Origin of the sequence: Akkermansia sp. 54_46 (genome assembly GCF_001917295.1) — a bacterium.
Taxonomy (GTDB): Bacteria; Verrucomicrobiota; Verrucomicrobiia; order Verrucomicrobiales; family Akkermansiaceae; genus Akkermansia; species Akkermansia muciniphila.
The window spans coordinates 253,276-277,630 of the sequence record NZ_MNUD01000035.1; the positions used below are offsets into that span (position 1 = coordinate 253,276).

General features: G+C 57.2%; 23 protein-coding genes. 4 read left to right on the top strand and 19 right to left on the bottom strand.

All coding sequences use genetic code 11. From position 1 onward, the window contains the following. The first annotated feature begins 13 nt into the window (after window positions 1-13). Window positions 14-1,363 carry an adenosylmethionine--8-amino-7-oxononanoate transaminase gene (bioA, locus tag BHW66_RS10445; RefSeq protein WP_031930291.1) on the top strand — a complete coding sequence of 450 codons (1,350 nt, stop codon included), beginning with the start codon at window positions 14-16 and terminating at the stop codon, window positions 1,361-1,363. Window positions 1,364-1,449: 86 nt separating this feature from the next. Next, window positions 1,450-2,541 carry a hypothetical protein gene (locus tag BHW66_RS10450; RefSeq protein ID WP_286689025.1) on the top strand — a complete coding sequence of 364 codons (1,092 nt, stop codon included), beginning with the start codon at window positions 1,450-1,452 and terminating at the stop codon, window positions 2,539-2,541. Between the two features lie 80 nt (window positions 2,542-2,621). Here BHW66_RS10450 and BHW66_RS10455 read toward each other — a convergent pair whose 3' ends face one another. The 7 genes from BHW66_RS10455 to BHW66_RS10485 form a co-directional block, all read right to left on the bottom strand. Continuing rightward, a complete protein-coding gene (locus BHW66_RS10455) occupies window positions 2,622-4,403 on the bottom strand; it encodes a hypothetical protein (protein ID WP_102733635.1) in 1,782 nt (593 codons plus the stop codon). Window positions 4,404-4,531: 128 nt separating this feature from the next. After that, window positions 4,532-4,876, bottom strand: coding sequence for a hypothetical protein (locus tag BHW66_RS10460; RefSeq protein WP_012419550.1), 345 nt, complete (start codon window positions 4,874-4,876; stop codon window positions 4,532-4,534). Next, window positions 4,869-5,207 (bottom strand): hypothetical protein, encoded by a 339-nt coding sequence (locus BHW66_RS10465; protein WP_022198512.1) that lies wholly within the window; start codon window positions 5,205-5,207, stop codon window positions 4,869-4,871. The genes BHW66_RS10460 and BHW66_RS10465 overlap by 8 nt, the downstream gene beginning before the upstream one ends. 26 nt (window positions 5,208-5,233) lie before the next feature. Then, window positions 5,234-6,172, bottom strand: coding sequence for a glycosyltransferase family 2 protein (locus BHW66_RS10470; protein WP_102733634.1), 939 nt, complete (start codon window positions 6,170-6,172; stop codon window positions 5,234-5,236). After that, complete coding sequence (locus tag BHW66_RS10475) at window positions 6,169-6,669, bottom strand: GNAT family N-acetyltransferase (RefSeq protein ID WP_046436707.1); 501 nt, start codon at window positions 6,667-6,669, stop codon at window positions 6,169-6,171. Before BHW66_RS10475 ends, BHW66_RS10470 begins: the two co-directional genes overlap by 4 nt. Beyond that, window positions 6,666-7,805, bottom strand: coding sequence for a dTDP-4-amino-4,6-dideoxygalactose transaminase (rffA, locus tag BHW66_RS10480; RefSeq protein WP_286689026.1), 1,140 nt, complete (start codon window positions 7,803-7,805; stop codon window positions 6,666-6,668). The genes BHW66_RS10475 and rffA overlap by 4 nt, the downstream gene beginning before the upstream one ends. A gap of 121 nt (window positions 7,806-7,926) precedes the next feature. Continuing rightward, window positions 7,927-9,048, bottom strand: a complete 1,122-nt coding sequence (locus BHW66_RS10485) for a DUF5009 domain-containing protein (RefSeq protein WP_153950840.1) — start codon at window positions 9,046-9,048, stop codon at window positions 7,927-7,929. 153 nt (window positions 9,049-9,201) lie between these two features. Between BHW66_RS10485 and BHW66_RS10490 the strand changes: the two genes are divergently transcribed. After that, window positions 9,202-9,735, top strand: coding sequence for a SprT-like domain-containing protein (locus tag BHW66_RS10490; protein WP_022198518.1), 534 nt, complete (start codon window positions 9,202-9,204; stop codon window positions 9,733-9,735). Between the two features lie 82 nt (window positions 9,736-9,817). Here the strand turns inward: BHW66_RS10490 and BHW66_RS10495 are convergent, their stop codons facing one another. From BHW66_RS10495 to BHW66_RS10550, 12 genes are all read right to left on the bottom strand, one after another. Beyond that, window positions 9,818-10,381 (bottom strand): DUF5069 domain-containing protein, encoded by a 564-nt coding sequence (locus tag BHW66_RS10495; RefSeq protein ID WP_012419557.1) that lies wholly within the window; start codon window positions 10,379-10,381, stop codon window positions 9,818-9,820. Next, window positions 10,378-10,800, bottom strand: coding sequence for an ATP synthase F1 subunit epsilon (gene atpC / locus BHW66_RS10500; RefSeq protein WP_102733631.1), 423 nt, complete (start codon window positions 10,798-10,800; stop codon window positions 10,378-10,380). Before atpC ends, BHW66_RS10495 begins: the two co-directional genes overlap by 4 nt. Before the next feature lie 23 nt (window positions 10,801-10,823). Next, complete coding sequence (atpD, locus tag BHW66_RS10505) at window positions 10,824-12,242, bottom strand: F0F1 ATP synthase subunit beta (protein ID WP_343124364.1); 1,419 nt, start codon at window positions 12,240-12,242, stop codon at window positions 10,824-10,826. 77 nt (window positions 12,243-12,319) lie between these two features. Next, entirely contained in the window at window positions 12,320-13,192 is an 873-nt protein-coding gene (gene atpG, locus BHW66_RS10510) for an ATP synthase F1 subunit gamma (protein WP_094139266.1), read from the bottom strand. Window positions 13,193-13,213: 21 nt separating this feature from the next. After that, window positions 13,214-14,746, bottom strand: a complete 1,533-nt coding sequence (atpA, locus tag BHW66_RS10515; protein WP_094136915.1) for a F0F1 ATP synthase subunit alpha — start codon at window positions 14,744-14,746, stop codon at window positions 13,214-13,216. Window positions 14,747-14,762: 16 nt separating this feature from the next. Further along, window positions 14,763-15,170: a F0F1 ATP synthase subunit delta gene (locus BHW66_RS10520; RefSeq protein WP_046436712.1), complete on the bottom strand. Its 408-nt coding sequence runs from the start codon at window positions 15,168-15,170 to the stop codon at window positions 14,763-14,765. Between the two features lie 7 nt (window positions 15,171-15,177). After that, window positions 15,178-15,705 carry an ATP synthase F0 subunit B gene (locus BHW66_RS10525; RefSeq protein ID WP_022198526.1) on the bottom strand — a complete coding sequence of 176 codons (528 nt, stop codon included), beginning with the start codon at window positions 15,703-15,705 and terminating at the stop codon, window positions 15,178-15,180. Window positions 15,706-15,806: 101 nt separating this feature from the next. Then, window positions 15,807-16,028, bottom strand: a complete 222-nt coding sequence (locus tag BHW66_RS10530; protein WP_022198527.1) for a h+transporting two-sector ATPase C subunit — start codon at window positions 16,026-16,028, stop codon at window positions 15,807-15,809. Between the two features lie 82 nt (window positions 16,029-16,110). Further along, the gene (atpB, locus tag BHW66_RS10535; RefSeq protein ID WP_022198528.1) at window positions 16,111-17,049 is read right to left on the bottom strand and encodes a F0F1 ATP synthase subunit A; all 939 of its coding nucleotides are present in this window, start codon (window positions 17,047-17,049) and stop codon (window positions 16,111-16,113) included. Window positions 17,050-17,322: 273 nt separating this feature from the next. Continuing rightward, window positions 17,323-19,524: a hypothetical protein gene (locus tag BHW66_RS10540; protein ID WP_046436715.1), complete on the bottom strand. Its 2,202-nt coding sequence runs from the start codon at window positions 19,522-19,524 to the stop codon at window positions 17,323-17,325. 250 nt (window positions 19,525-19,774) lie between these two features. Next, window positions 19,775-22,243 carry a penicillin-binding transpeptidase domain-containing protein gene (locus BHW66_RS10545; RefSeq protein WP_286689027.1) on the bottom strand — a complete coding sequence of 823 codons (2,469 nt, stop codon included), beginning with the start codon at window positions 22,241-22,243 and terminating at the stop codon, window positions 19,775-19,777. A 59-nt stretch (window positions 22,244-22,302) separates the two neighbouring features. After that, the gene (locus BHW66_RS10550) at window positions 22,303-22,833 is read right to left on the bottom strand and encodes a L,D-transpeptidase (protein WP_161994061.1); all 531 of its coding nucleotides are present in this window, start codon (window positions 22,831-22,833) and stop codon (window positions 22,303-22,305) included. A gap of 261 nt (window positions 22,834-23,094) precedes the next feature. Here BHW66_RS10550 and BHW66_RS10555 point away from each other — a divergent pair, with 261 nt between their 5' ends. Then, complete coding sequence (locus tag BHW66_RS10555) at window positions 23,095-24,165, top strand: DUF5009 domain-containing protein (RefSeq protein ID WP_286689033.1); 1,071 nt, start codon at window positions 23,095-23,097, stop codon at window positions 24,163-24,165. Window positions 24,166-24,355: the final 190 nt, after the last annotated feature.

Genomic DNA, 24,355 nt, shown 5'->3' on the forward strand with positions numbered 1-24,355 from the left:
CGCGCCCTTTGCCATGAATCACTCCGACTGGTCAAAAAAAGATCTGGAATACATCTGGCATCCCTGTTCCCAGATGAAGGATTACGAAACGCTGCCTCCTATCGTGGTCGACCACGGAAAAGGCGTCAACCTGTATGATGTGGACGGGAAACGCTATCTGGATGTGGTCAGCTCCTGGTGGTGCAACCTGCTGGGCCATTCCCACCCCAAAATCAACCGTGCCATCAAGGAACAGCTTGATTCCCTGGAGCATGTCATCTTCGCCAACTTCTCACACAGGCCGGCTATCACTCTGTGTGAAGAACTGATGAAGAAAATTCCGCGGGGGCTCTGCAAATTCAATTTCTCGGATAACGGTTCGGCATCCATCGAATCCGCCATGAAAATGAGTTTCCAATACCACTACCAGACCGGAAACCGTCAGAAAGTACGTTTCATGTCCCTGAGCGACGCCTACCACGGAGAAACCCTGGGAGCCCTCTCCGCAGGAGGCCTGGACCTTTATTCGGAACTCTACAAACCTCTTCTGCTGGACATCGTGCGCATTCCCGCTCCGGATTGCTACCGCTGCCCCAAGGGGAACAAACGCGGCTGCTGCCAGGCGGAATGCATTGACGCGGCACAGGAGGCCTTTGCGCGCCATGGGGACGAATGCGCCGCCCTGCTGGTGGAACCCCTGCTCCAGGGCTCCGCAGGCATGCGGATGTATCCTCCCGCTTATCTGGCGAAACTGCGTTCCCTGTGCGACGCCTACAACGTGCACCTCATTGCGGATGAAATCGCCACCGGTTTTGGCCGCACGGGGAGCATGTTCGCCTGCGACCAGGCCGGCGTTTCCCCGGACATCATGTGCGTCTCCAAAGGGCTCACGGGCGGCTATATGCCCATGTCCATCACCATCACCACGCAGAAAATTTACGATGCCTTTTATGCGGACTACAGGGAAGGAAAAGCATTCATGCACAGCCATACCTATTCCGGCAATCCGCTGGGGTGCTCCGCAGCTCTCGCCGTGCTGAAGGTCCTGGACGAGGAACACATTATTCCCCGGGCGCAGGAAAAGGCCCCTCTTTTCCGCCAGATGATCGTGGAGGCCCTGGGGGATCATCCCCACGTGGGGGAAATACGCAGCCTGGGCCTGGTGAACGCCATTGAACTGGTGGAGAACAGGGAAACCAAAAAAAGCTTTCCGTCCGAGCAGAGGCTGGGGTACCGGATTTACAGGGAAGCCCTTAAACAGGGACTTCTGCTTCGCCCCCTGGGCGACGTCCTGTATTTCAATCCCCCCCTCGTCATTTCTCCGGAGGAAATGGAGGAAGCCGTATCCATCTGCGCTTCCTGCATCCGCAAAGTGCTGGGATAAACGTTCATCCGGCACAACAAGACGAACCGTTCTTTTTTGAAGAAAAGATGCAACTTTTCTTCGGGACAGGGGTTTGTAAGGATACCTTGCAATCTCATACCGCCATGATACGCCTCACCCCGCTCCGCAAACGTCCGGCGCTTTCCGCGCTGGTGCTTCTCCTCCTGGGATCCGGCTTCTGCCAGGCTCAGGAAATGCTTACCGATTCCGCAAGAAAGGAAGCTTCCGAATGGCTTAAGGAAGTCAAAGCCGGCTACCTGAACACCAGCTCTTCCCGCATCCAGAAGGCCGTGGCCGCCCTTACCGCGGCCACCAGCACGGAAAACGCCGCCATGAAACTTTACGTGGATGCCATGAAGGACCGGTTTCTGAACCCCACCAGCATGATGTCCCGCATGCTGAACCGGGGAGGCGGGGGCGGCTTCCGCATGATGCGCATGCCGGGTTCCGGAGGGAGGGGAGGCAACAGCAGCAAACCTGACAGCCCCAGCACCGCCTTCTCCAACTGGCGCAAGCAGAACACGGGAAACAACGTGGCCCCCGGTTTTAAAAAGGCCCTTCAAATCCAGTGCAAATGGATGCTGCTTTGCCTGAGAAAAGCGGATGCGGAAAAAAACGAGCGTGAACTCAACGTTTCCTCCAGCGTTCTCTCCATGCTGGATGAAGTGGCCGCCAACGCCAAGGACGTAGGCGAACAGCTTCCCATGGTAAGCGGAGCCAGCGAAGTCATCCGCACCTACCTGAACATTGGGGACTACCGTTCGGAAACCCTGCCGGACAACCTGATGGACCTCAATACCATCTTTGACCGCGTGCTGCTGGTTCCCTACAAGGAGAAAAAAGATGTGGAAAATTTCCGGAAGCTCTGGAACAAACGCATCGCCCTGGAAGCGACTCTGCTTCAAAACAACTCCGCCAGCGATAAGAAAACGGCGGAAGCGGAAAAAGCCACTTTCCTGACCAAAAGGCAGTGGGATCGGGAAAAAGCCTGCTTTGAACTCGGTGACCAGGTAGCGGCCCTTGAAAAAATGAAAAGCCTGATTTCCAGCATCAAGGAACCTTCTGAAAAACAGCGCGCCATCCGCGACCTGGAATTTCTGCTTCTTACCCCGGCGGAACAGGCGAAACTCCGCGAAGAGCGCATGAACAGACGCATGCCGGGCGGCCCGCGCTTTTAACAATCGTCGCCAAGCCCCAACCTCCCTCCTTTCATCCCCCGTTGCGTAACGCGCATCGGGGGATGTTACATTGCGGAGAGTCACACTTCCTTGACGGAGGCAGCTTCCTTCCTGCCGGGCTGGAACCATGTCTTGCGCAGGCGGTAAACGCGCACACCCTGGATATTCTCATCCAGATGCCAGGCTGTGCGAACGCCGTGCTGCTCCCAGATATGGCGGCTGAGCATCCCCATGAACTTGCTGTCCATATCGGAAACGTCCCCTTGCGGCGTGAGACAGACAATGTACACATTATCCCTGCACAGGTTCAGGGAGGACTGCCCCGCCCACCCCATCTCCTTCAGTTTCCGCTGTACGGGTTTCAACGGAAAATTCCAGCCGCCCAGCGTGACAACGTTCTTCCGGGAACAGCTCCAGGCCTTGCGGAAAACAGACTGCCCCGGGGCCAGATCGTCAATAGTGCCGCCGGACATCTGGACGCAAAACAGGGAATCGGGCTCCCGGTCCACCCGCTCGCATAACAGGCGCCCGGCATCCGGGGAAAAAGACTCCAGATTAGCCTCCCACACGGCGGCGCACGCCTGGGACAAAGAAACGGAGAACGCGCAAAACATGGGCACGCCGCCCGCAAGAGCTCCCTTCCCCGTCCAGTTGATGCGGATGGGACGATATTTATCCGACCACAGCAGACACAGCCCTGCAATCAGGAACGTTGGATAAACTACGCGGAAATACAGGCGGTCTATGCTGGACATATACAGCAGAATCAGCACCAGCAGGGAGCCTACGCAGTACACCAGGGCCGGAGAATCCCCGCGCCGGAAAGAAACGCGGCATGCCAGACCGAACAAAATCCAGCAAGGGAGAAGATCCATAACGGAATCCCATGAAAACAGATGCAAGGCTTTCTCTCCACGGGCCCACGCCCTGGGCCAGAATTCACCTCCGTCCCGCGCCAACAGAAGCCTTTCCAGATAATCCGTGTTGAATACATCCATATCGCAATTGGTAAACATCCGGACCATCCTGATATCGTTGGCGAACACGCCGTACTTTTCACACTGGTAGGCGCTCTCCTGCCTGATGGGACACGTGTCCGAGAGAAGGGCGCGGGCCTGGTTCCATGCCGCCACGTCACATCCCTCCAGCACATTCCGGTGGGCGTATTTATTATATTCATTCAGACTGAAGGACGAAATGAGCACACAGGCCAGAGCCAGCCAGAGACGACTGAGGGCAAACAGCTTTTCCCTGGACGGCCTGAGCCCTTCCAGGCTGCCTGCCAACAGGATGGCCCCCCAGAAAGCGTCGCACACCAGGGCGGCATCCAGCCGGACCATGCTGCCCAGCACGCACAGGAATACTCCCGCGCACCACCCCCTCCAGGAAGAGCCGTACTTCAAACACGCCAGCACACCTGTAAATCCTGTCAGAAAGGCGGCATGGCTGAATTGCAGAGCGGCGTAAAAGCCCGGCATGATCAGAAGCCACACCAGCAGCAGAACCAGCGTATTGAAATCATATCTGCGCGCCTTGCGGGCATGCGCCGTCAGCATCGTGAAAATGGCCGCTCCGCTGGACAACGTGGCAAGCGCCAGAAACACAGGCCAAACGGACACCCCGCCAAGGACAGGCGCAACTTTCAACAGAAGACCGGTCAACAGGGGATTGACGAAAATGACATGGGCGTCCGCATAAGAGGGATCCCCCCATCCGTCAAGCACGGACGCAATCACCAGATCGTCATTGGACTGGTAAGCCACGCCCACAAGGCTCCAGGCCAGAACCAGAAGCAACAGGTTGAACCATACGGGATGGAGCAGAGGAAAAAGCGATACCCATCTCCAAATCTGTTTCAACATAAGCAAATTCCCTGACGTTCCAGACTGTTTTCCCTGTCCGGGGACGCATACTAGGAACGGGGAAAATGAAAGTCAAGAGCCGATCCGGATGAACAAACCGGAGGGGCTAAAAGGCTGCAAACTCTTCCTTAACGGTTCAGGCAGACGATAATGCCCGCGATAATCATCGCGTTGCCGCCCACTTTGCGCATGGTGATCGGTTTTCCAAAAAAAATCCGGTCAAACAAAAGGATATACACATATGCGGAGCATTCCAGCATGTTCACCGTAATCATCGGCAGGTGGGACAGGCAGTAAAACGTCAGCAGGCAGCAGCCCAAAAAAACGGAATATGCCGCCATCGTGGCCGGATTCACGAAATAGGCAAGGCCGGTCAGCCGGTCATTCATGGCAGACTTTTTCAAAACCACCTGTGTGCAGGAGGCCAGAAAAACGGAAAACAGGTTCAGCCCAATATAAAATTCTTCACTCATGCGCCTCCTCCGTGGAAACCAAAATAATCCCCCCGATGACCAGAGCCGCTCCCGCCGCCAGCGTCCAGGAAAGAGCCTCCCCCAGGCAAAGCCATGCCAGCAGGATACCCCAGATGACAACGGCGGCACGGTTGGCATAAGCCACACCCAGATTGAATTTTTTCAGCATGACCTGCCATCCCGCCGCATAAATTCCCAACAGGAACAGCACGCCGGCCAGCAGGGCGAACCGGCGCCAGTCCGTCCAGCCGTAGGGGGCAGCCATGCGCCCCAGCACGGTATTCAGCGCGTAAACGATAAACAGCAGGTGCAGAATCAGGTAGTTGATCATGAAAGAAATAAAGAGCCGGGAACAATTCACTCATACCGGCGCGCCACCACCACGGCGGGCCTATGCTTGGTTTCCTTGTAAATCTTGGAAATGTAAATGCCGATAACGCCCAGGCTCATCAGAATCAAGCCTCCGACCAGCCAGATGGAGGCCACGGAAGAGGCCCAGCCGGGAGGGGCTACATTATACAGGAGCTGGCGCACAACCACCCAGGCGACATACAGCATGGCTACCAGGGTGACCGCCAGGCCAAAGTAGGAAATATACACCAACGGCCTGGCGCTGTAGGAAACCACGGAATTCACCGCCAGCGCCATTTTTTTGCGGAAAGTGTAGGTAGTTGGAGAAGAGGATGCTTTCTTCACCCTGCACGGCACCTGCCGGAAACCGGCGGAAACGCACAGCCCAAAGAAAAAAGGCTCCCGGTCCTGGAATTTCAGCATCTCCCGCAGGAAACGCGCGCTCATCAGCCGCGCCGTAACCATATTCCTGGTAATCTGCTGGTCGGAAAGCAAATTAAACAATGTGTAGAACAATTCTCCGGAAACGGCTTCAAACAAGCCGCCCTTCCTCTTCTCCTGCACCCCGTACACCACATCCGCCCCGGTAGAATCCATCTCACGGGAAAAATCAACCAGCCACTCGGGAGATTCCTCCAAATCACTGTCAATCAAGAATACGCGCTCTCCCCGGGCTTCTTCGCAGGCCACGTACATGGCCAGATGATGACCGAAGTTGCGGGATAAATCCACCACGCGCACCCGGCCGTCCTTTTCCCGTTCCTTCAACGCCTGTTCCAGACCGTCCCTTGGGCAGCCGTCATTCACCAGCACCACCTCCGTGCGGGAGGGGTCATAACCCGCCTCAAGCGCGGCGGCGAAACTGCGGGAACAGAACTCCGCCAGATAACCGCCCGTACAATACACGGTAGCCACAATGGACAATTGAACCTGTGGATCAGTCATAACGCTTTTGCATACATGAGAACGCGTTTCCTTTCCCCGCTTTTCACGCACACCTCGTCCTTTTCCGGAACACGGACAAAACCCATGCGCTCATGAAAACGCACGGAAGCCGCATTGTCCTCCAGAATCCGGGCATATAGCCGTTCCAGGCCCAGCTCCCCTGAGGCCAGCTCCATCATCCCGGCATATGCGGCGGAAGCCGGGCGCAGTTCCCTGAATGCCCTGTCGTAAAGATAAATGCCTATCTCTCCGCAACGCGTATTCCGGTCAAACCAGGGCAGGTAAACCAGACCCAGCGGAACCTGGTCCGCATAAATCACGCAGGCGCGGGCATCCTCCCCGCGGACGTTCCTTTCCAGCCACGCCCGGTGCTGCTCCTCAGTTACCTGGTCCAACAAAAAAAACGGGCTGACCTTTTCGGAATTGCGCCACACGCGCAGGCGGCTGCGCATGGCCTCATCCACATCAGACACGTTAACCAGGCAAATTTTCATCATGATTCAACTCCCTCCAGCCCGAAGCCGGCCCGCAACACCTCCCGGCAGCCTTCTTCCCCCAAATCGTAATACAAAGGAAGCCTCAGCAACGTATCGCTGGTACGGTCCGTATGAGGCATGGCCCCGGCAGAACGCCCGAATCTCATCCCGGCAGGGGAGGAATGGAGGGGAATGTAGTGGAACACCGCTTTAATCCCGTGCTCCGCCAGCTTGTTGATCAAGCGCGTGCGCTCCTCCATGGAACGGAGCAGCACGTAATACATGTGGGCGTTATGCGTGCAATGCTCCGGAACGCACGGACGCCGCAGCACCCCCTGTTCTTCCAATGGAGCCAGAGCGCGGTGGTACATATTCCACCACTTCAACCTTTCCCCGTTGATTTCCTGCCCGTGTTCCAGCTGGGCATACAAATAAGCGGAGGTCATCTCTCCGGGCAGATAGGAGGAACCTACGTCCACCCAGGTGTATTTGTCCACCTGCCCGCGGAAAAACCTGGCACGGTTGGTCCCTTTTTCCCGGATAATCTCCGCGCGTTCCATCAGGGAGGGGTCATTCACCAGCAGGGCTCCTCCCTCTCCGGAAATGATATTCTTGGTCTCGTGGAAACTGTAACAGCCCAAATGGCCGATAGAGCCGAGCCGACGCCCTCTGTAGCAGGAACCGACGCCCTGGGCGGCGTCTTCAATCACATACAGGCGGTGCCTCTCGGCAATTTCCATGATTGCATCCATTTCACAAGCCACACCCGCGTAATGAACCACGCAAATGGCGCGGGTGCGGTCCGTGATGGCCGCTTCTATCAGCGTCTCGTCAATATTCTGCGTATCCGGCCTGATATCCACGAATACGGGAACGCCGCCGCGCAGCACAAACGCGTTCGCCGTGGAGACGAACGTATAGGAAGGCATGATAATCTCGTCGCCCGGGCGGCAGTCGATCAACAGGGCCGCCATCTCCAGCGCGGCGGTTCCGGAATGAACCAGCAGAACCTTTCCGGCGCCGGTGCGTTCCGCAAGCAGTTCATGGCATTTTTTCGTGTAATAGCCGTCTCCGCATAAATGGGCGCGCTGGATGGCGTCCCGGATATAATCCAATTCGGGACCGTGCTGGTGAGGTTGGTTGAAAGGAATCTCCATGGCTTCAGAAAAGACCGGCCCATGACGGACGCCCGGCGCGGGCATGCCGATCCCGTGCGGAAGGCGTTCCCCGCCTTCCGCACGGGGAGACCCTACTATGAACGGAGGGCTGAAAACAAGCCTAGACCTTGATGAAGGTCCGGTTTTTGTACATGTAATACAACACGCCCCAAATCAGGGCGTAATTGCACAGGTAAAAGACAAACCTGTCCGCATCCCCGAAGCACTCGCTAAACCCGGCAAACAATACCCGGGAGAAATTGCCCGTAGGGGGGCACAGAGATACCCATATGTACACGAAAATGGCATTGCTCCCGATTACGGAGAAAAAGAATGTCAACCAGTTCAATTTCAGCACATCCGTCAGCAGATAGAACAGGGCCAGCAGAAAATAGCACCATCCCGCCGCCCACAATACCATGGAACTGGTGAACAAACGCTTGATCATCGGAAAATCCAGGCTCCAGGCATATCCCAGCGCCAGGCAGCCCGCGCCCGCACATAACAGCCACGCCAGCTTTTTCCCGTGCCCCTGCACCCGCTTCAGAATCTGGCCGCCCAGCAGACCGAGCATGGTCATGGCGCCAAAACCGAACTGCGCCAGAATCCACGCATAATTCGTTCCATCCTGCCAGTTTCCCATCAGGTATTTATCCAGCAGCAGGGCCAGATTCCTCCCCGGTTCAAGCATTCCTGCCGCACAGGAACCCACCGCGGGGTCAGAAAAGGAAACAAACTTCATGACCAGCCAGTACACAGCCAGCAGCCCCCCCGTTGCCGCTACCTGCCACCGGATGGACAGATGAAGAAGGCAAATGGCCGCAATCAGGTAGCCGGAGGCGATGGCCTGGAGCGTATTGCAGTACAGGGACATCCTGGACGGTTCAAAACTCAGCAGATTGCCCTGCACCACCATGCCCAGCAAAAAAAGCACCGCTACCCGCCTGGCAACCTTCAGGTAAATCTTCCACAAGGGTTCCGAGCCGATGCGTTTGGAAAAGGAAAACGGCATGGCCGTTCCCACAATGAACAAAAAGAGGGGCATCACCAGATCCCAAGCGGCGAATCCCTCCCAAGCCACGTGCGTGCTGTGCTTCACCAGCCACTCGGGGCTCCGGTCGTAAAAAAGATTGATGCCGGCCACAACCAGAGCCAGGCCCCCGGTCAGGAAAAACATGTCAAATCCCCGCAGGGCGTCAATGGCCGCAATCCTCTGCGGCCTCGTATCGGAAAGTGAACTCATGGCAATATCCCAACTACGGCGTTATGTACGCCAATCTTTCCAAAGACTTTCTTTTTCTCAGGCTCCGTAAATAAACGGCTGTTTCCGGAAAAACCCATCCTCTGCGGCAACTCCGTCATGATGCCTTTCTCCATATTCCCTGCCCCGCATTTCATGCTATGCTTTCCCCGCAACATGACCATGGGGAACGACCAATCCGGCGAACGCGACAGCTTCCGGAATATTGAAACTTACGCCCGCCTGAAAATGGATGAACTTGGTCTGGCAGACTGGCAATTCGGCTGGGACCGGGCCAAAAGAAGGCTGGGCGTATGCCGCCTGCTGGAAAAAAGCATTACGATTTCCATCCACTTCGTCCGCGCCAACCTGGAGACCCCTCATGAAATCCGTGACACGATTCTGCATGAGATCGCCCACGCCCTGGCATGGACCCGCCACGGAGAACGCACCCACGGACCGCGATGGAAACAAATTTGCAGGGAAATAGGGGCTGTCCCGTGTGCCTCCGCCAAACCGGACGCCATCCGCGTCACCACGTACAAATATCTCCTGCGTCTGAAAACGACGGGAGAAATCGTCGGCAAATACCACCGCCGCCCCTCTTTCGCCAAATACCTCAAGCGCATGGCCCTGAAAGGCCGCCCCGATACGCTGGGCCAGCTGGAGCTGGCGCCTTATGAAGAATAACGTCCACAAAAGCTGAAAGAAACGAGCCGTTTCCGGTATTCTCCAGCATCAACGATCATCCCATTCCGGGCATTTCCATTTTTTACGTCTGCTCATTATCCGGAACAGCAGAGGAAACACTCAAGGTGCGCTGGCGTACGTAATCGTACACCTTCGGGTCGCTGTCTCCGGCTGCCCAGACTACCCGCAGAAAGTCGGCGGGATGAATGTTTCCATGGTCCCGGAAGAAACGGCGGTCATTCTCACAGCAGTAAATGATGTCATCCCCCATGGAACCGACGAGCTTGGCCCGCGCCTTGGCAATCAGGCGCGGAAGGTAGGGGAGACCGCAGAGTTCGTCGCCGAACCCCGGCAAATCATACCCGATCACAGGTTTCCCCTGGTAAAACTGCCCGTGCTGGACAGTCAGGAAGAAGTCCCGGCGCGCCGCCGCCATCAGCAGAACCGTGGTGGGGGAAGGTTCTCCCGTGCGGGCATAGGTTTCTACAAAATCAAACAATTCCCGCGTGCGGCAACCGATGGAAGACAGAAAGATAATTTCCTGATCCGTAAAGAAGCCGTCCACATTCCTGTGGCCTTCATGGTAGCGCCCCACCGCTTCGCGGAAAAGGTCGTAAAATGTATCGTTCCAATCTTCCTCCATCATCGGCCCGACGATTTGTGTTTGCGCTTGAAGTTAAGCATCATGATCTGCTTGGTCAGATTGGCTTCAAAACGGGCCTGTTCCTCGCGGGACATTTCCGAACGCGTCTTGAGCACCTCCTGCGCTTCCTGAATGGCCCGCTCCACGCTGCCTTCATCAATCTGGGAGGAATTGATCGCGAGGTCGGTTACCATGAGGACCTGGTTTCCATTGACCTGCACAAAGCCGGTGCCTACCACCATGCTTTCCTCCGGGCCGTCCATGGGCTTGTAGCGGAGCTCCCCCGGTTCCAGGGAGGTAATCAGGGCCGTATGATGTTCCAGCACGCCCATCTCCCCGAGGCTGCCGGGCAGATAAACGTACTCTACAGTAGCGGTAACCGCCACTTCATCCGGGGTAATGACTTTGAACTCCATGCTCATGGTTCGGAACGGCGGGAAAAGGGTTATTTGGCTTCCTTGAGAACGTCATCAATGCCGCCGCGCATGAAGAAGGCGTCCTCCGGAACCATATCCAGCTTGCCTTCCAGGATTTCCTTGAACCCCCGGACGGTTTCCGCCACGGGCACATAGGCGCCGGGAATGCTGGAAAAGACTTCCGCCACATGGAACGGCTGGGTCAGGAAGCGCTGAATCTTGCGGGCGCGGCTCACGATGAGCTTGTCTTCTTCCGAAAGTTCGTCCATGCCCAGAATGGCAATCATATCCTGAAGGTCCTTGTAGCGCTGCAGCACCATCTGCACGCCACGAGCCACTTCATAATGCTCATTCCCCACAATTTCCGGGGCCAGGGCCTTGGATGTGGAAGACAGCGGCTCCACCGCCGGGAAGAGCCCCTGGGCCGCCAGAGAGCGTTCCAGCACCACCGTGGAGTCCAGGTGGGCGAAGGTTGTGGCCGGGGCCGGGTCCGTCAAGTCGTCCGCAGGAACATACACGGCCTGCATGGATGTGATGGAACCGTGCTTGGTGGAAGTGATGCGTTCCTGAAGATCCGCCATTTCCTCCGCCAGGTTCGGCTGGTAACCCACGGCGGACGGCGTGCGGCCCAGCAGGGCGGACACTTCCGACCCCGCCTGGGAGAAACGGAAAATATTGTCAATGAACAGCAGCACGTCCTTATGCTCCTCGTCACGGAAGTATTCCGCCATCGTCAGGGCGGACAAGGCCACGCGCAGACGGGCGCCGGGAGGTTCATTCATCTGTCCGTACACCAGCGCCACCTTGGATTCTTCCGGTTTTTCCAGGTTGATGACCCCGGACTCTATCATTTCATTGTACAGGTCGTTCCCTTCACGGGTACGTTCCCCTACCCCGGCAAAGACGGAGAGGCCGCTGCGCGCCTTGGCAATGTTGTTAATCAACTCCATGATGAGCACGGTTTTGCCTACCCCCGCACCCCCAAAGGCGCCGATTTTGCCGCCTTTCAGGAAGGGGCAGATAAGGTCAATGACCTTGATGCCCGTTTCCAGCACTTCCGTGCTGGTGGATTGTTCGTCCAGCGGCGGAGCGCCGCGGTGGATGCTCTTCATGCCGGCGCAGGAGAGTTCGCCGCGCTCGTCCACAGCTTCCCCCAGCACATTGAAAATACGTCCCAGCACGCACTGCCCCACAGGCACTTCAATAGGGCGCCCCGTGTCGCGCACTGGCATCCCCCGCCGCAGACCGTCCGTAGAACTCATGGCCACGGCGCGGACCCAGCCGTCTCCGATGTGCTGCTGGACTTCCAGAACCAGGGTCTTGCGCCTGCCGTCAACTTCATAGTCCACTTCCAGCGCATTGAGCAGGGAGGGAAGCGTTTCTGCCTGGGAGAAGTCCGCATCGACCACAGCGCCGATGATCTGAACGAGAATGCCTGTGTTATTCATCATGGGAAAAACTTGGTGTTGAAATGGAGAAGAAAGAATGTTCTGTTTGAAAGGTGGGTAAAGAAAGCGGAGCCATGTTATTCCATAGCGCGCATGGCCGTGGTAATTTCCAGAAGTTCGTTGGTAATTTGCGTCTGACGCGCCTTGTTGTAGTCCAGGGTGAGGCCGCCGATAATGTTTTTGGCGTTTTCCGTAGCCCCCTTCATGGCGACCATGCGGGCGGAATGTTCGGATGCCCGGGCCTCCAGCACAATCTGAACCAGTCCGTGGAAAACATAAAGAGGCAGGATGGTATCCAACAGGGCGGCGGGGCTGGGTTCCAGCAGGAATTGCTTATGGGCTTCCGCTCCGTCCAGGGAAGAGCCCCCGGCCTTCGCCATGTTCATCAGGGGTTCCGGTTCAATGGGAAGAAGCTGGCGAAAGACAGGCTTCTGAACCATTGTGTTCACAAAACCGGAGAAAGCCACGAAGACGCGCCCATATTCCTCCGCCTTGAACTTTTGCACGATGAAATCAAATACCGGCTTTAGTTCCAGCAGAGAAAGGGGATCCGTCAGGCTCCAGGTGGCCTCCAACCGTTCATTCAATTTGGCGAGCGCCGCATTCAGCTTGCGTCCGATGGTGATATAATGGGCGTTTTCCGGGGCCTGTTCCCGGACCATTTTGATCAGGTTGGCGTTCAGGCCGCCGCAGAGGCCGCGGTCCGTATTCACCAGCAGCACCAGATCCGCGCCGCCGTGGGTTTGCATCAGGGGGCTGTTGCTGGTGTCAATTTCATCCTGGAGATGGTAGAGCACTTCCGCCAGGGCGCGGATGTAGGGGCGGCCCTTGACGGCCTGGTCCTGGGCGCGGCGCATTTTGGCGGAAGCCACCATCTGCATCGCCCTGGTGATCTGGGACGTGTTTTTGACGGACTTGATCCGGCGTCTGATATCTCTCAGATTGCCCATGTGTCAGTACTCCCGTAATCGTTAGTTCCAGCTGAGCTTGAAGGATTCGATGGCGGCTTTAAGCCCTGCGTCTATTTCCGGCGTCAGGTCTTTTTCCTTCAGGATGCTTTCCAGCAGATCCGGATGCTGATCCTGCATCACCGCTTCCCACGCGTTCTGGCATTCCTTGATCCTGTCCACCGGAACATCGTCAAAGTACCCCTTTTGCATGGCATACAAGTCAGCGGCCTCCAGCCCCAGGGATTTGGGCTCATACTGGTTCTGCTTAAAGAGCTCCACGATGCGCTGGCCGCGGGCCAGCTTGGCCTTCGTGCTGGGGTCCAGATCAGACCCGAACTGGGCGAACGCCTGCAATTCCGTAAATTGGGCCAAATCCAGCTTAATGGAGCCGGCCAGCTTCTTGATAATTTTCGTCTGGGCGGAAGAACCCACGCGGGAGACGGAAATGCCCACGTTGATGGCTGGGCGCACCCCCTGGTAAAACAGGTCCGTTTCCAGGAATATCTGGCCGTCCGTGATGGAAATGACGTTCGTGGGAATGTAGGCGGAAACGTCGCCTGCCTGCGTTTCAATAATGGGAAGAGCCGTCAGGGAACCGCCGCCGTGTTCCTTGTTGATGCGCGCGGCGCGTTCCAGCAGGCGGCTGTGCAGGTAGAATACGTCCCCCGGGTACGCCTCGCGGCCGGAGGGACGGCGCAGAATCAGGGAAATCTGGCGGTAGGCCACGGCATGCTTGGAAAGGTCGTCATAAACGATAAGGGCGTCTTCCCCCTTGTCCATAAAGTATTCCCCCATCGCGCAGCCGGCGTAGGGCGCCAGGTACAGCATGGCGGCGGGATCGGAGGCGGAAGCCGCCACGACGATGGAATATTTCATGGCTCCCGTTTCCTCCAGTTTCGCCACCAGGCGGCTGATGTTGGCGCGCTTCTGGCCGATAGCCACGTAAATATTGTAGAGGGGCTGGTGATCCGGAAGCTTGCCTTCCTCCGCCAGACGGTTCTGTTCCGCCTGGGCAATCATGGTATCCATGGCAATGGCGGTCTTCCCGGTGGCACGGTCCCCGATGATGAGTTCGCGCTGGCCGCGGCCGATGGGAATCATGGCGTCAATGGGAAGGATGCCCGTCTGGACGGGCACGGAAACGGACTGGCGGGAGATGATGCCGGAGGCGATTTTTTCCACCGGGTAATACGCTTCCGCCTCAATCGGCCCTTTGCCGTCAATAGGTTCTCCCAGCGTGTTCACCACCCGGCCCAGCAGGGAGCGGCCCACGGGCACGGAAAGAAGGCGTCCGGAACACTTGACCGTGTCCCCTTCCTTCAACTTGGAATCATCCCCCAGAATCACGGCGCCAACCTCATGTTCTTCCAGGTTCATCGCCAGCCCCATCACCCCGCCGGGGAACTCTATCATTTCATTGAGCATGACGCCGCTCAATCCTTCAATCTTGGCGACGCCGTCCCCCACGGAACGAATGACGCCCACGTTTTCCTGACTGACGGAAGCCGTGGCTTTTTTTATTTCTGCTTCGAGTTCTTGAAGTATGTTGCTCATGGGAAAAATTCGTTGGTTAATTGGAAAGGGTGCGGGCCATCGCAGCCAGGCGGTCGATTCTGGAACGCACGGAACCGTCCTTCACGTCGTCCCCTACCTGGATACGGACACCCGCCAACAGAGACGGTTCCACCTCCCAGCGGTAGTAGAGGGCGCCGCCATATCTGGCCTCCAGTTTGGCCTGAATCAGGGAACGTTCCTCTTCCGTGAGGGGCACGGCGCTTTGAATAGTGGCTGTACGGCTTTTCACCGCATATTCCACCATGCCGGAAAAAGCTTTCAGCAGAGCGGCATAATTGCGGGGCTTGCGTTCCGCAATTTTCCGGGCGATCAGACGCACGCGGTCCTCCGCCACGGCATTCCCGTCCATACAGAGCCGGAACAGCCTGCGGGCGGCATTTTGCGTGTCCTTTCCGATCTTCATAAACGTTTCAGGAATCCAGGCTGTCGATCGCTTCCCGGTTGATTCTCCGCTGGTCTTCTTCCGTCAGCATTTTTCCGGTAACCTGGGCCGCAGCCAGGGCCACCAGCTGGCCAAATTGTTCTTTTAACGCTTCACGCTCTTTCTGCTGTTCCAGTTCCGCAAGCTGCCGGGCTTTTTTTATGATTTCCTCAGCCTTCCGGGAGGCTTCCGCTTCCTGTTCTTCCAACAGGCGGGCGGCGGCAGCCTTGGCGGCGTCTATTTTCTCCTGCCCCTTTTCCCCTGCTTCCACCAGCATTTCATGCGTCTGTTCCTTGACGGAAGCCAGCTGCCGCTCGCTTTCCTCACGCATTTCCTCTCCTTCTTCAATCCGCCGGCGTCTTTTTTCCAGAACGTTCTGGATGGGCTTGAACGCCAGATACCGCAGGATCGCCACCATCAGAATGAAAGCGATCAGGTTGGCAACAAAAGGCTCCCAACTCGTTACCCCGAAGGGAGCAAAAGGATTCCAGGCTTGGTCAGCTATGAGATTCAGCATAAGATGAGCGGTTTGAACATGCCGGAAATTTTCCGGACCGGCAGGGGACGGGCGCGCCGCCCCGGAGCGGAAAAGCTCCCTCCGGGAACGGAACTTCCGTTTTATTTCACAAAAATGGAGATCAGGGCCACGCCTTCAATCAGGGCCGCCAGCGTGATGGCAATCACCATAATGGGGGAGGAGGCTCCGGGGTTGCGCCCGGTGGCTTCCGCGGCTTTCGAGCCGATGAGGCCAATGCCGAGGCCGGCGCCGATGGTGACGAGGCCGAAACCTACGTTGCCGGACAATTCGGCCAGGGAGGTCATTGCGATAGGATCGATCATGTTATTGGTATGGTTTATGTTTTTTGTTGAACGTTCCCCCACAGGTCGCCCATGGTCCGGAACGGAAAGTTGGCGGTACGGTTTATGAGGCTTTTCCGGGAGGCGGGCTGTCCGGAACGGGAAGTTCCTTTTCCTCATTTTTGGAGGTATGGCCGTGGGCGTCATCGTCCCCTACCTGAAGTTTCAGGAAAATCGCCGTCAGGAGCAGGAAAACCAGAGCCTGAATGAACCCCACAAGCAGTTCAATCGCCAGAAACGGCAGTACGCACAGGGCGCTGAGCACGGGCCCGAACATGTGAGCCATAGTGTCAATAATCGTCTCCCCGGCGTAAATATTGCCGTAAAGACGGGCTGCCAGCGCAATGGGGCGGATCGTGATGCTCAGGACGTCCACCAGCCCCACAAAGATGAAGATGAACACCAGCACGAATCCCATGAACCCCGGCAGCCTTCCCTTGGGGCCGAACAGATGCATAAAGAAGCCTTTCAGTCCCTGCTCCCGGATAGACCAGTAAAGCCACATCAGCGCATAAAAAATACCCAGGAACATCGTCACGTTCATGTCCGCATTCGCGCCGCGGAACAGCGGCACCCCATGGTAAGTGACGGTTCCCACCCCGGGAAGAAGCCCCATGTAATTGCTGACCAGAATAATGGTGAAAATGGTCCCGAAGTACCAGAAGTACTTGCGTGTCAGGCGCGGCCCCAGAAGGGACTTCACAAAGTTGTACAGAGTCTCAAAAAAGTATTCCACCGCATTCTGCAAACGGGAAGGCAGGATGCGCATGGAACGGGTGGCGGACCATACGACCACCCCTATCAGAAGAACCGCCAGAAACAGCATCAGCATTGAGTTGGACACCGGGAGCTCAATGCCTCCGGGCAGCGGAATGGAAAACAAATGGGGAGCAGCCTGTTCCAATCCGTGCTCCGCTCCTGCTTCCGCCGCACAGGCGCTGCCGCCCATAACGCCGAACATGGTCAACGCCGCCAACCACAGGAACTGGAAAAATCTGCTCATTGTCTTTCTCTCACCATTACTTGTGCCAACTCCTGTAAATACTGGAAGAGGGAATCCATTCCCTTTATTTGACGGTTTTGATTATGTACTTCCCTCTTTCTTTTGGCAAGCCCAAAACTTGGCGCGTACGCAAATTGTATACATTTGTACATAATTTTAAAGCCTACCTGGATGACCGTTGCGTCATGAACACAACCTTTTCTCCATCAACAAAAAAGGCTTCCGGAATAAACTCCCGGAAGCCTGCAGGAAAAACTGGGCGGAGGAAGGCCGTTACTTGGCGGCGGGAATAATATGGATGTGGTACACATCCCTGCCGTCCGCGGCCTTGCGCCCCGTGGCATGCACTCCCGTAACATCGGAAGTGATTACATCCAGGGTTTCCACAGTCTTCCGGAGCTTCTTGCTGTCCTCCGCCGCGCTCTTCAGGGCGTCACGGACCGGAACCAGGTTAAGCTGAAATTCGAGAGGGGCTCCCTGCGCCGGAGATTTCACGGATTCCCTGAGGACTTCCAGGCCGAAAGCCTTCGGCATGCTGATTGCCCAGCGGGTGTCGGAAACGCTTACTACCGGGTTCAGATCGGCGCCCAGAGGGCATTGGTAATCGTAGGTAGTGATATTCCCGTCCACAGAAGACTGGGGAGCGGGAAGCTCCGCCATTTTACCCTGGCTGAGCAGGGTGACGACGGTTTTGGCGGCATGAGTCACTTTCTGCCAGGCCTCGCCCAGAGCGGCGCGGTTGTTCACTTCATACGCAGCGGAGAAGCGCGGCGCCGGCACATTCTTGAGCATGGGATTGGGAGCGCCCTGCATGTCCATCATGAATACGCCTGAACCCGTAAGGCCGGAAAGAGCAGTCTTATAAGCCTTCCAGAGCTCTTCAATGGTAGGCCTGGCCATCTGGATCATAGGGGCGGCCATGCGCACCTGATCGCTCACATCATGCTTCGGGTTGGAAATATAGGCATTGCCGTAGTCCCATACAATCTGGGCAAGGTTACTGCACAGGGAACAACCCATATCCATCATCTGCGGATTGACCGTGCAGGAGGAATACAACACTGTGGACGCGCCCGGACGCACGCCGCTCATGGCGGAGGGGGCGTCCAGCTTGTAAAATTCAAGCGGATATGTGCATGCTTCCACATGCACCCCCTGATCCTGCCATGAATAGTAGGAAACGGACGTGGCCTTCCGGGCCAGCTCTTCATACATGCCAAGCATGCTGCCCCTGATGGAATCCAGAGCCGTCATGGAAGGAGCCGGATCGGCAATCTTCCAATCGGCGCCTATTGCCTGCATCACGTCCTTCAACCCGGTGAACATGCCCTTGTAATAGGCCAGATCCATGTTAATAACCCCTTTGACGGAGGCTTTGTCTGCGAAGAGCAGACCGTAGGCCGGATACTGGGACCGGGCATCGGCCATGGAAAAATCAGGACGAGACAGCACGGAGTCCTGGGGGGAAGAGGCTATGCGGACCTGTTTTTCAGGATTGGTGGTTATAAAGCCTACCAGGGTATCCTCCACAAAAGAGACGGCTACATACAGCCTGGATTCATCCAGACGAACGAGCGCCGCCTTGAGGCGGTCCATATTTTCCTGGGAAATGTCCATCTGCCCCTTTGCCTCCTCCAGAAGCTCTTCCAGCTTCGCGCGCACCTTTTTGCAGTCCACTTCCGCCACCTTGCAGGCCAGGCCATTGTAGGTCTTTTCGTACAGGGAAACCATTCCATGCAGCTCCATATCCTCCTGAAGATTGGCGTCCTTCAGGAAAGCTTTGGCCTGGGCCAGGGCTTCCGGCGTCAGTTTGGCGGCAATCATCACGGGCGCCGTCGCAGCCTGGGAAGGGCGTAAATCCATCAGCTCAGCCCACTGCGCAATCATCTCGACCCCCTGGCCGCCCATGGCCTCCGCTTCCGCGCCATCGTCATCCCCGCTTCCATTCTTTACTCCCTGGAAAAGCCTGTAAACGGATAAAATTTCCTTCATCTGGTTCAGGCCCATCCTGGTAAAAGAGGACTGCGCGCTATCCAGCCACGGAGCCCATTCGGGGCCCAAGCCGATCATCGCGTCAATGACAGGACTGCTGAAAGAACATTTCCGCTGCACGGGTTCGGGAGCGTCTTCTCCCGGAATGGCTATGGATTCATCGGCCACCTCCCCGGATGAACAGGAACTCCAGGTTTTAACCATGTTCAAATTCTGAACGCTCTTCATGATGCCGGGGATATCGTAAACCCCCGCTACCACCCCCATATCCTTGGGAAAGAGGGCGGCTATTCCGAGGCGTTCGGCACGCTTTGCCACCAGATCGGAAGCAACGGAAGTCAAAGGATCAGGCGAAGCGGCGGAAGTCAGGCCGGCCGTATCCTGGCCGGCCTTGGCGGAAGATGATTTATCATCGTCAGAGCAGGCGGCAAGAGCGCAGGTCAGCGCCAAACAGGGTATGGAGTAGAAATAATGCTTTTTCATTATCTTTAAACGTGGGGTCATGATGTCATCTGACAGGAACGCCGCTCCTTGCGGCAACAGTCTCATCAGCGCACCGTCTTCATTATACAGGCGTTTTCCCGCGAGACGCAAGCACAATGCAAAGCATTAACGCCACTCAGGGCGCGCAGGGCGTTGACGCATGGAGAACCTTTCCGCGCCGCCCCTTTCCGCATCTTCCCGGGATTTTCCGGGAACCGCAAAAACGCTCCGGATTTCCCTGAAAAACGGATTAAAGGGGTTCCGCCATGGGAATATCATCCTCCGGCAGGGGAGACTGCGGCGCGGGAGCGTTTACGGGAGTGGAGCGGTTGAGATGGCGGGGAATCTGCTGGGGCAACCCGGGAATGTAATCGGAGTCTCCCCGGCGCGGCGTGAGGGGGGCCGCAGAAGGCTCCTCCGACAACGGGGGCGCCGACGGCCCGGCATGCCCTGAGGAGCCGCCCACCGGGGTTGCCTTGATTTCCGCATCGGAAGAGTCATCCAGATCGGCAGGGATTTCATCAGCCTTGATCGGCTCCATCCCTTCCGGATCATACAACCCGGGGGGCAGGTTGTCCGGCACGACGGCAGGGGCCCCGCTCCGTTCCCGAAGAGCGGCCGCGGCCGTTTCCGGGGTTTCCTCCACCGGTTCCGCCACCGGAATGTCGTCCTTGGGCGGGTCAATAATAGCCTTGATGTCTTTTTTCTCCGTTTCGAAAAACTCCTTGACGATGGGAGCGGCGGCGGCTCCCCCGCCCAGCCGTTCGTGGGCGCGGCCTTCATACAGCACCACATAGGCAAAGCGCGGATTGTCGCAGGGCATGAAACCGGCAAACCACGCCAGACGCTTGTCTTCCCGTTCCGGCCCCCATTGGGCCGTTCCTGATTTGCCGGCGATACTGGAATAGGACAGGCGCGCACGCCCCCCCGTACCGGCTTCAACCACTTCCCTCATCCCCTTGCGCACGCTGGACAGAGCACGCTCATAAGCAGGCAGCGGGCGCTGAACTTCCTGGGGCTTGGGCGCGTAAACGACATTGGCGTTGCCGTCCTGAATTTGCTTGATGAGCTGGAGTCTGGGCAGATACCCGTTTGCCACGCCGGACATCATGTGCGCCACCTGGAGGGGCGTAACCAGCAGCGTCCCCTGGCCGATGGACAAATTGGCGGCATCCCCGGACATGAAATCGCGCTTGTAATTGCGAATCATATAATCACTGGTCGGCACCAGGCCGGGATCGTCCGGAATGGGCAGGCCGGTCCGTTCTCCCAGACCGAAGGCGCGGGCCGTATCCATCAGGGCTTCCGCACCCAGCTTCAGGCCCATCTGGTACATGAACGGATTGTTGGACATCGCCAGGGCGCGGACACAGTTGATATCCCCCAGGGGAGTCTTGCTCCAGTTTTTGAAAACGTGGTTGCCGATCGTCACGGAAGCCGGGCAGTAAACGAGCGTATTTTCCGTGATTTTGTTGTTCCTCAAGGCACTGGCTACCGTCAGGACTTTAAATGTGGAAGCGGGAGGATAACGGCCCTGGAAAGCACGGGCGCCCAGAGGACCGGCAGGATCGTTGCGCAGGGCGTCGTAATCCTTCTGGGATATGTTTGGAATGAACATGTTCGGGTCATAGGACGGCGTGGACGCCATCACCAGAACTTCACCCGTCACGCAATCCAGCACCACCATGGCGCCGCGCCTCTTGCCGCGGGAAAGGATGCGTTCCGCATCCTTCTGCCATTTCAGGTTGAGGGTGGTGACGACAGCTCCGCCGGGCTTGGGGCGTATTTGCAGTTCATCCAGAATTTTATTGCCGTCTTCATCAAACATCAAACGCCATACGCCGGGCGTTCCGGTCAGATTTTTATTGAATTCCTTTTCCAGCCCCGCACGGCCTTCCACCTGCTCCCACAGCGGGTCCATGTGGTTAATGGGGCCGGTTGGCAGTTTTCCCTTGGATCCCACATAGCCGATGATATGGCCGGCGATTTCCTTCTCCGGATAGGAACGGATGTAAATGGGCAACAGCTGAAGGCCGCGCACGCTTTTCACTTTATCCTTCAGCTTTTCCGCTTCCTCCGCACGAATGACGTTCGTGAGCGGAAGAGGCAGCCAGCGGCGGTGCTCATAATGTTTCCAGAGCTGTTCGTCGGAAAAAGACCACGCCTTTCCGGCAATTTTTTTGGCCTGTTCCAAGCAGTTGCGCCCGAATTCCACTACGCGGGAACGGTCGGGGTTTTCAAAAATTTCAAACCGCAAAGCCAGCTGATAGGCTACGGACGTCACGGTCAGCGGTTCCCCGTTGCGGTCCAGGATGGGGCCGCGCGGCGCGGGAATCAGCAAAGCCATGGTCCTGGCGGAAGGGCGCGTGCTGGTGTGCGCTTCCCGCGCGGCGTCCAGCCGTCCCCCGCCGAGGGAAGGAATCAGGGACAGGGAATCCAAGCCATTCTGTTCCTTTTCCGTTTCCCCGGGCATCTCCGGAGCGGCGGCCACGCCTTCCCGTTCTCCGGAGGCCGTATCGGAATCCTTTTTCCTGTCTCCCAGGTCAACCGTTTCCACAGCGTCATCCTCTCCGCGCTGCTCCACCGCAGCCCGGCCAGCAGCCGCTCCCCCCCGAGAAGACGAACGGCGCGTGGAAGCCTGGCCCCAGGCCGTATCCGCCGTCCACGCGGCCAACCCGGCCAACAATACCAGGGAACGTATCAGAACCTTTATTTTCATCAGTTTGCAGGAGTGTGGCAAATATACCGCAAGGAATCAACGATTATTCGCGCTCACGCTTATTCCTGAACGATGACGGCTGTTCCCAGGCCGCATTTGTCAAACAGGATGCGGCATGCCTCTACCGGAACCCGGATGCACCCATGGGAGTTGGCATCCCGGTACACGGTGCCCACATGCAGCCCTATCCCGCCATGAATGCGCATCCACAGCGGCATTTTGGCGCCGATGAATTTACCGCCGGGCGGCACGCGGGAAGAAGAGGTAGCGTCCGAATTCACGCACAGGCCGCTTGCGTCAAACACGCTGCCGTAAGACCGGGAACGGTAATCCGCATCTTTTTGGATGATGGAAAACTTGCCGCGCGGCGTTTCATGGGCGGATTTGCCCGTGCAAACGGGAAAGTTCATGGCCGGCTTGCCGTCAACCCACAACACGCCCCGCTGATCATTCAGATGAATGACGATTCTGCTGTTCCGCGTCCGCGCCTGCTGGATGCGTTCGTCATGATACCAGATATCGCGCGTGAAGCGGTACTGGGGGTCCGCGACAAAAGCTTCATAGGAAGACGCATACCTGCCGTCTTTCATCAACGGCTTTCCGTGAGGCGTCCTGGGGGTAGAGGAGCAAGCGGACAAAAACAGGGAGACACACAGAAAAAAAAGAAAAGCGGGAAGGGTGTGCGGCATGCGGCCTGCTTTACCTTCTTCCCCCGTGGAAATCAAGCACGATTCCCCTCCGTTCCTTCATGTTTGGAGGAATCCTGATAGAAACTCCTTTTTTTTCCGTATGATGCTTTTAAATGGCCTATTCCTCTTCCCCCCCCCTCCCGTTCTCCCCGCCTGCACTCCCTGGACGCCCTGCGCGGGCTGGACATGCTCATTATCCTGGGCCTGGACGCCCTGGTTCTGCTCCTGGCTTCCAGAAATCCGGAAAGCGCTTTTCTTCAGGAAGCCGCACGCCAGATGACGCATGCCCGCTGGGAAGGATTGCACCTGTACGACCTGGTATTCCCCGTTTTCGTCTTCATTTCCGGCGTTTCCATGTCCTTTTCCCTGGGGAAATACACCAGCGGAAACGCTTCCTCCGTCCCCGGGCTTCTCCATCTCTGGAAACGGGCTCTCGTCCTGGCTTTTCTGGGGCTACTGGTCAATGGAACGCTTACCTGGACGGAAAGCATGCGTTATGCCTCCGTTCTGGGGCTGATTGGTTTTTCCTGCGCCATTGCGGGAACCTGCATCCTGCTGTGCCGCCGGACGGGAGCGGTTGCCTCTGCGGCGGGGTTCATCCTGGCCCTCATTACCCTGCTCCAGTTCACCTGCGGCAACTTCACGCCGGACGGCTCCGTCAACTCATGGGTGGACAGGCACTGGCTCGCCGGTCGTCTGCATGGGGGAGTTTTTGACCCGGAAGGCCCGCTCTGCGTCGTTTCCGCTTCCGTCCTGTGTCTGGGAGGATGGCTGGCAGGGAAATTTTTGAAGGAAAGCCGGCTCTCTCCCGTGCACCTCTGCGCAGCAATGGCAGGGGCAGGCCTTCTCCTTTTCTGCGCCGCCAGGATGCTGGACGGCCTCTACCCCATCATTAAAAGCATGTGGACAGGCACCTTCGTCCTGGCCGCCGCCGGCATCTCCCTGACGCTCCTTTCCCTGTTTCATCTGGCCGTCGATGTGTGGAACAAAGGGAAATGGGCCCTATGGGCGTTTCCCCTCCGCGTTATCGGCATCAATGCCCTGGCCGCCTACCTCATTAACTCTCTTCTCAACATTCATGCACTTAACCGACGCGTCTTCAGCGGTATAGCAGATTTTTTCACACCTTTCCAACCCGTCTTCCTGGCTGTGTCCCTGCTGGTGCTGCAATGGCTCGTCTTGTACTTCCTTGACAGGCGCCGCACTTCCCTCGCCCCAAAAGCGGCCAAGTAACCGGGCGGCGGAACTCCCGGCCAGGGCGGCCGGTGTTCTCTGAAAAAACGAAGTTCCCCTGTGAGACGGCCGGCCGACGTTATTTCTTTCCCTCAACGCCCTGAAAAGAGAAATAAAGCGGAAACATCATTTTTTGCTCGTTTCAGGGAAAAGCTCTGCCATCTTTTCCGAAAGAGGCAAAGCACGTTCC

What these genes read in the sequence shown, in the direction of transcription:
- atpA (WP_094136915.1), bottom strand. Translation starts at nt 14,746, where the DNA reads ATGAGCAACATACTTCAAGAACTCGAAGCAGAAATAAAAAAAGCCACG.
- atpD (WP_343124364.1), bottom strand. Translation starts at nt 12,242, where the DNA reads ATGAATAACACAGGCATTCTCGTTCAGATCATCGGCGCTGTGGTCGAT.
- BHW66_RS10520 (WP_046436712.1), bottom strand. Translation starts at nt 15,170, where the DNA reads ATGAAGATCGGAAAGGACACGCAAAATGCCGCCCGCAGGCTGTTCCGG.
- BHW66_RS10540 (WP_046436715.1), bottom strand. Translation starts at nt 19,524, where the DNA reads ATGAAAAAGCATTATTTCTACTCCATACCCTGTTTGGCGCTGACCTGC.
- BHW66_RS10525 (WP_022198526.1), bottom strand. Translation starts at nt 15,705, where the DNA reads ATGCTGAATCTCATAGCTGACCAAGCCTGGAATCCTTTTGCTCCCTTC.
- BHW66_RS10550 (WP_161994061.1), bottom strand. Translation starts at nt 22,833, where the DNA reads ATGAAAGACGGCAGGTATGCGTCTTCCTATGAAGCTTTTGTCGCGGAC.
- BHW66_RS10485 (WP_153950840.1), bottom strand. Translation starts at nt 9,048, where the DNA reads ATGAGTTCACTTTCCGATACGAGGCCGCAGAGGATTGCGGCCATTGAC.
- atpB (WP_022198528.1), bottom strand. Translation starts at nt 17,049, where the DNA reads ATGAGCAGATTTTTCCAGTTCCTGTGGTTGGCGGCGTTGACCATGTTC.
- BHW66_RS10475 (WP_046436707.1), bottom strand. Translation starts at nt 6,669, where the DNA reads ATGATGAAAATTTGCCTGGTTAACGTGTCTGATGTGGATGAGGCCATG.
- BHW66_RS10490 (WP_022198518.1), top strand. Translation starts at nt 9,202, where the DNA reads ATGCTATGCTTTCCCCGCAACATGACCATGGGGAACGACCAATCCGGC.
- bioA (WP_031930291.1), top strand. Translation starts at nt 14, where the DNA reads ATGAATCACTCCGACTGGTCAAAAAAAGATCTGGAATACATCTGGCAT.
- atpG (WP_094139266.1), bottom strand. Translation starts at nt 13,192, where the DNA reads ATGGGCAATCTGAGAGATATCAGACGCCGGATCAAGTCCGTCAAAAAC.
- BHW66_RS10530 (WP_022198527.1), bottom strand. Translation starts at nt 16,028, where the DNA reads ATGATCGATCCTATCGCAATGACCTCCCTGGCCGAATTGTCCGGCAAC.
- BHW66_RS10465 (WP_022198512.1), bottom strand. Translation starts at nt 5,207, where the DNA reads ATGATCAACTACCTGATTCTGCACCTGCTGTTTATCGTTTACGCGCTG.
- BHW66_RS10495 (WP_012419557.1), bottom strand. Translation starts at nt 10,381, where the DNA reads ATGATGGAGGAAGATTGGAACGATACATTTTACGACCTTTTCCGCGAA.
- BHW66_RS10455 (WP_102733635.1), bottom strand. Translation starts at nt 4,403, where the DNA reads ATGTTGAAACAGATTTGGAGATGGGTATCGCTTTTTCCTCTGCTCCAT.
- BHW66_RS10460 (WP_012419550.1), bottom strand. Translation starts at nt 4,876, where the DNA reads ATGAGTGAAGAATTTTATATTGGGCTGAACCTGTTTTCCGTTTTTCTG.
- BHW66_RS10470 (WP_102733634.1), bottom strand. Translation starts at nt 6,172, where the DNA reads ATGACTGATCCACAGGTTCAATTGTCCATTGTGGCTACCGTGTATTGT.
- rffA (WP_286689026.1), bottom strand. Translation starts at nt 7,805, where the DNA reads ATGGAGATTCCTTTCAACCAACCTCACCAGCACGGTCCCGAATTGGAT.
- atpC (WP_102733631.1), bottom strand. Translation starts at nt 10,800, where the DNA reads ATGAGCATGGAGTTCAAAGTCATTACCCCGGATGAAGTGGCGGTTACC.
- BHW66_RS10545 (WP_286689027.1), bottom strand. Translation starts at nt 22,243, where the DNA reads ATGAAAATAAAGGTTCTGATACGTTCCCTGGTATTGTTGGCCGGGTTG.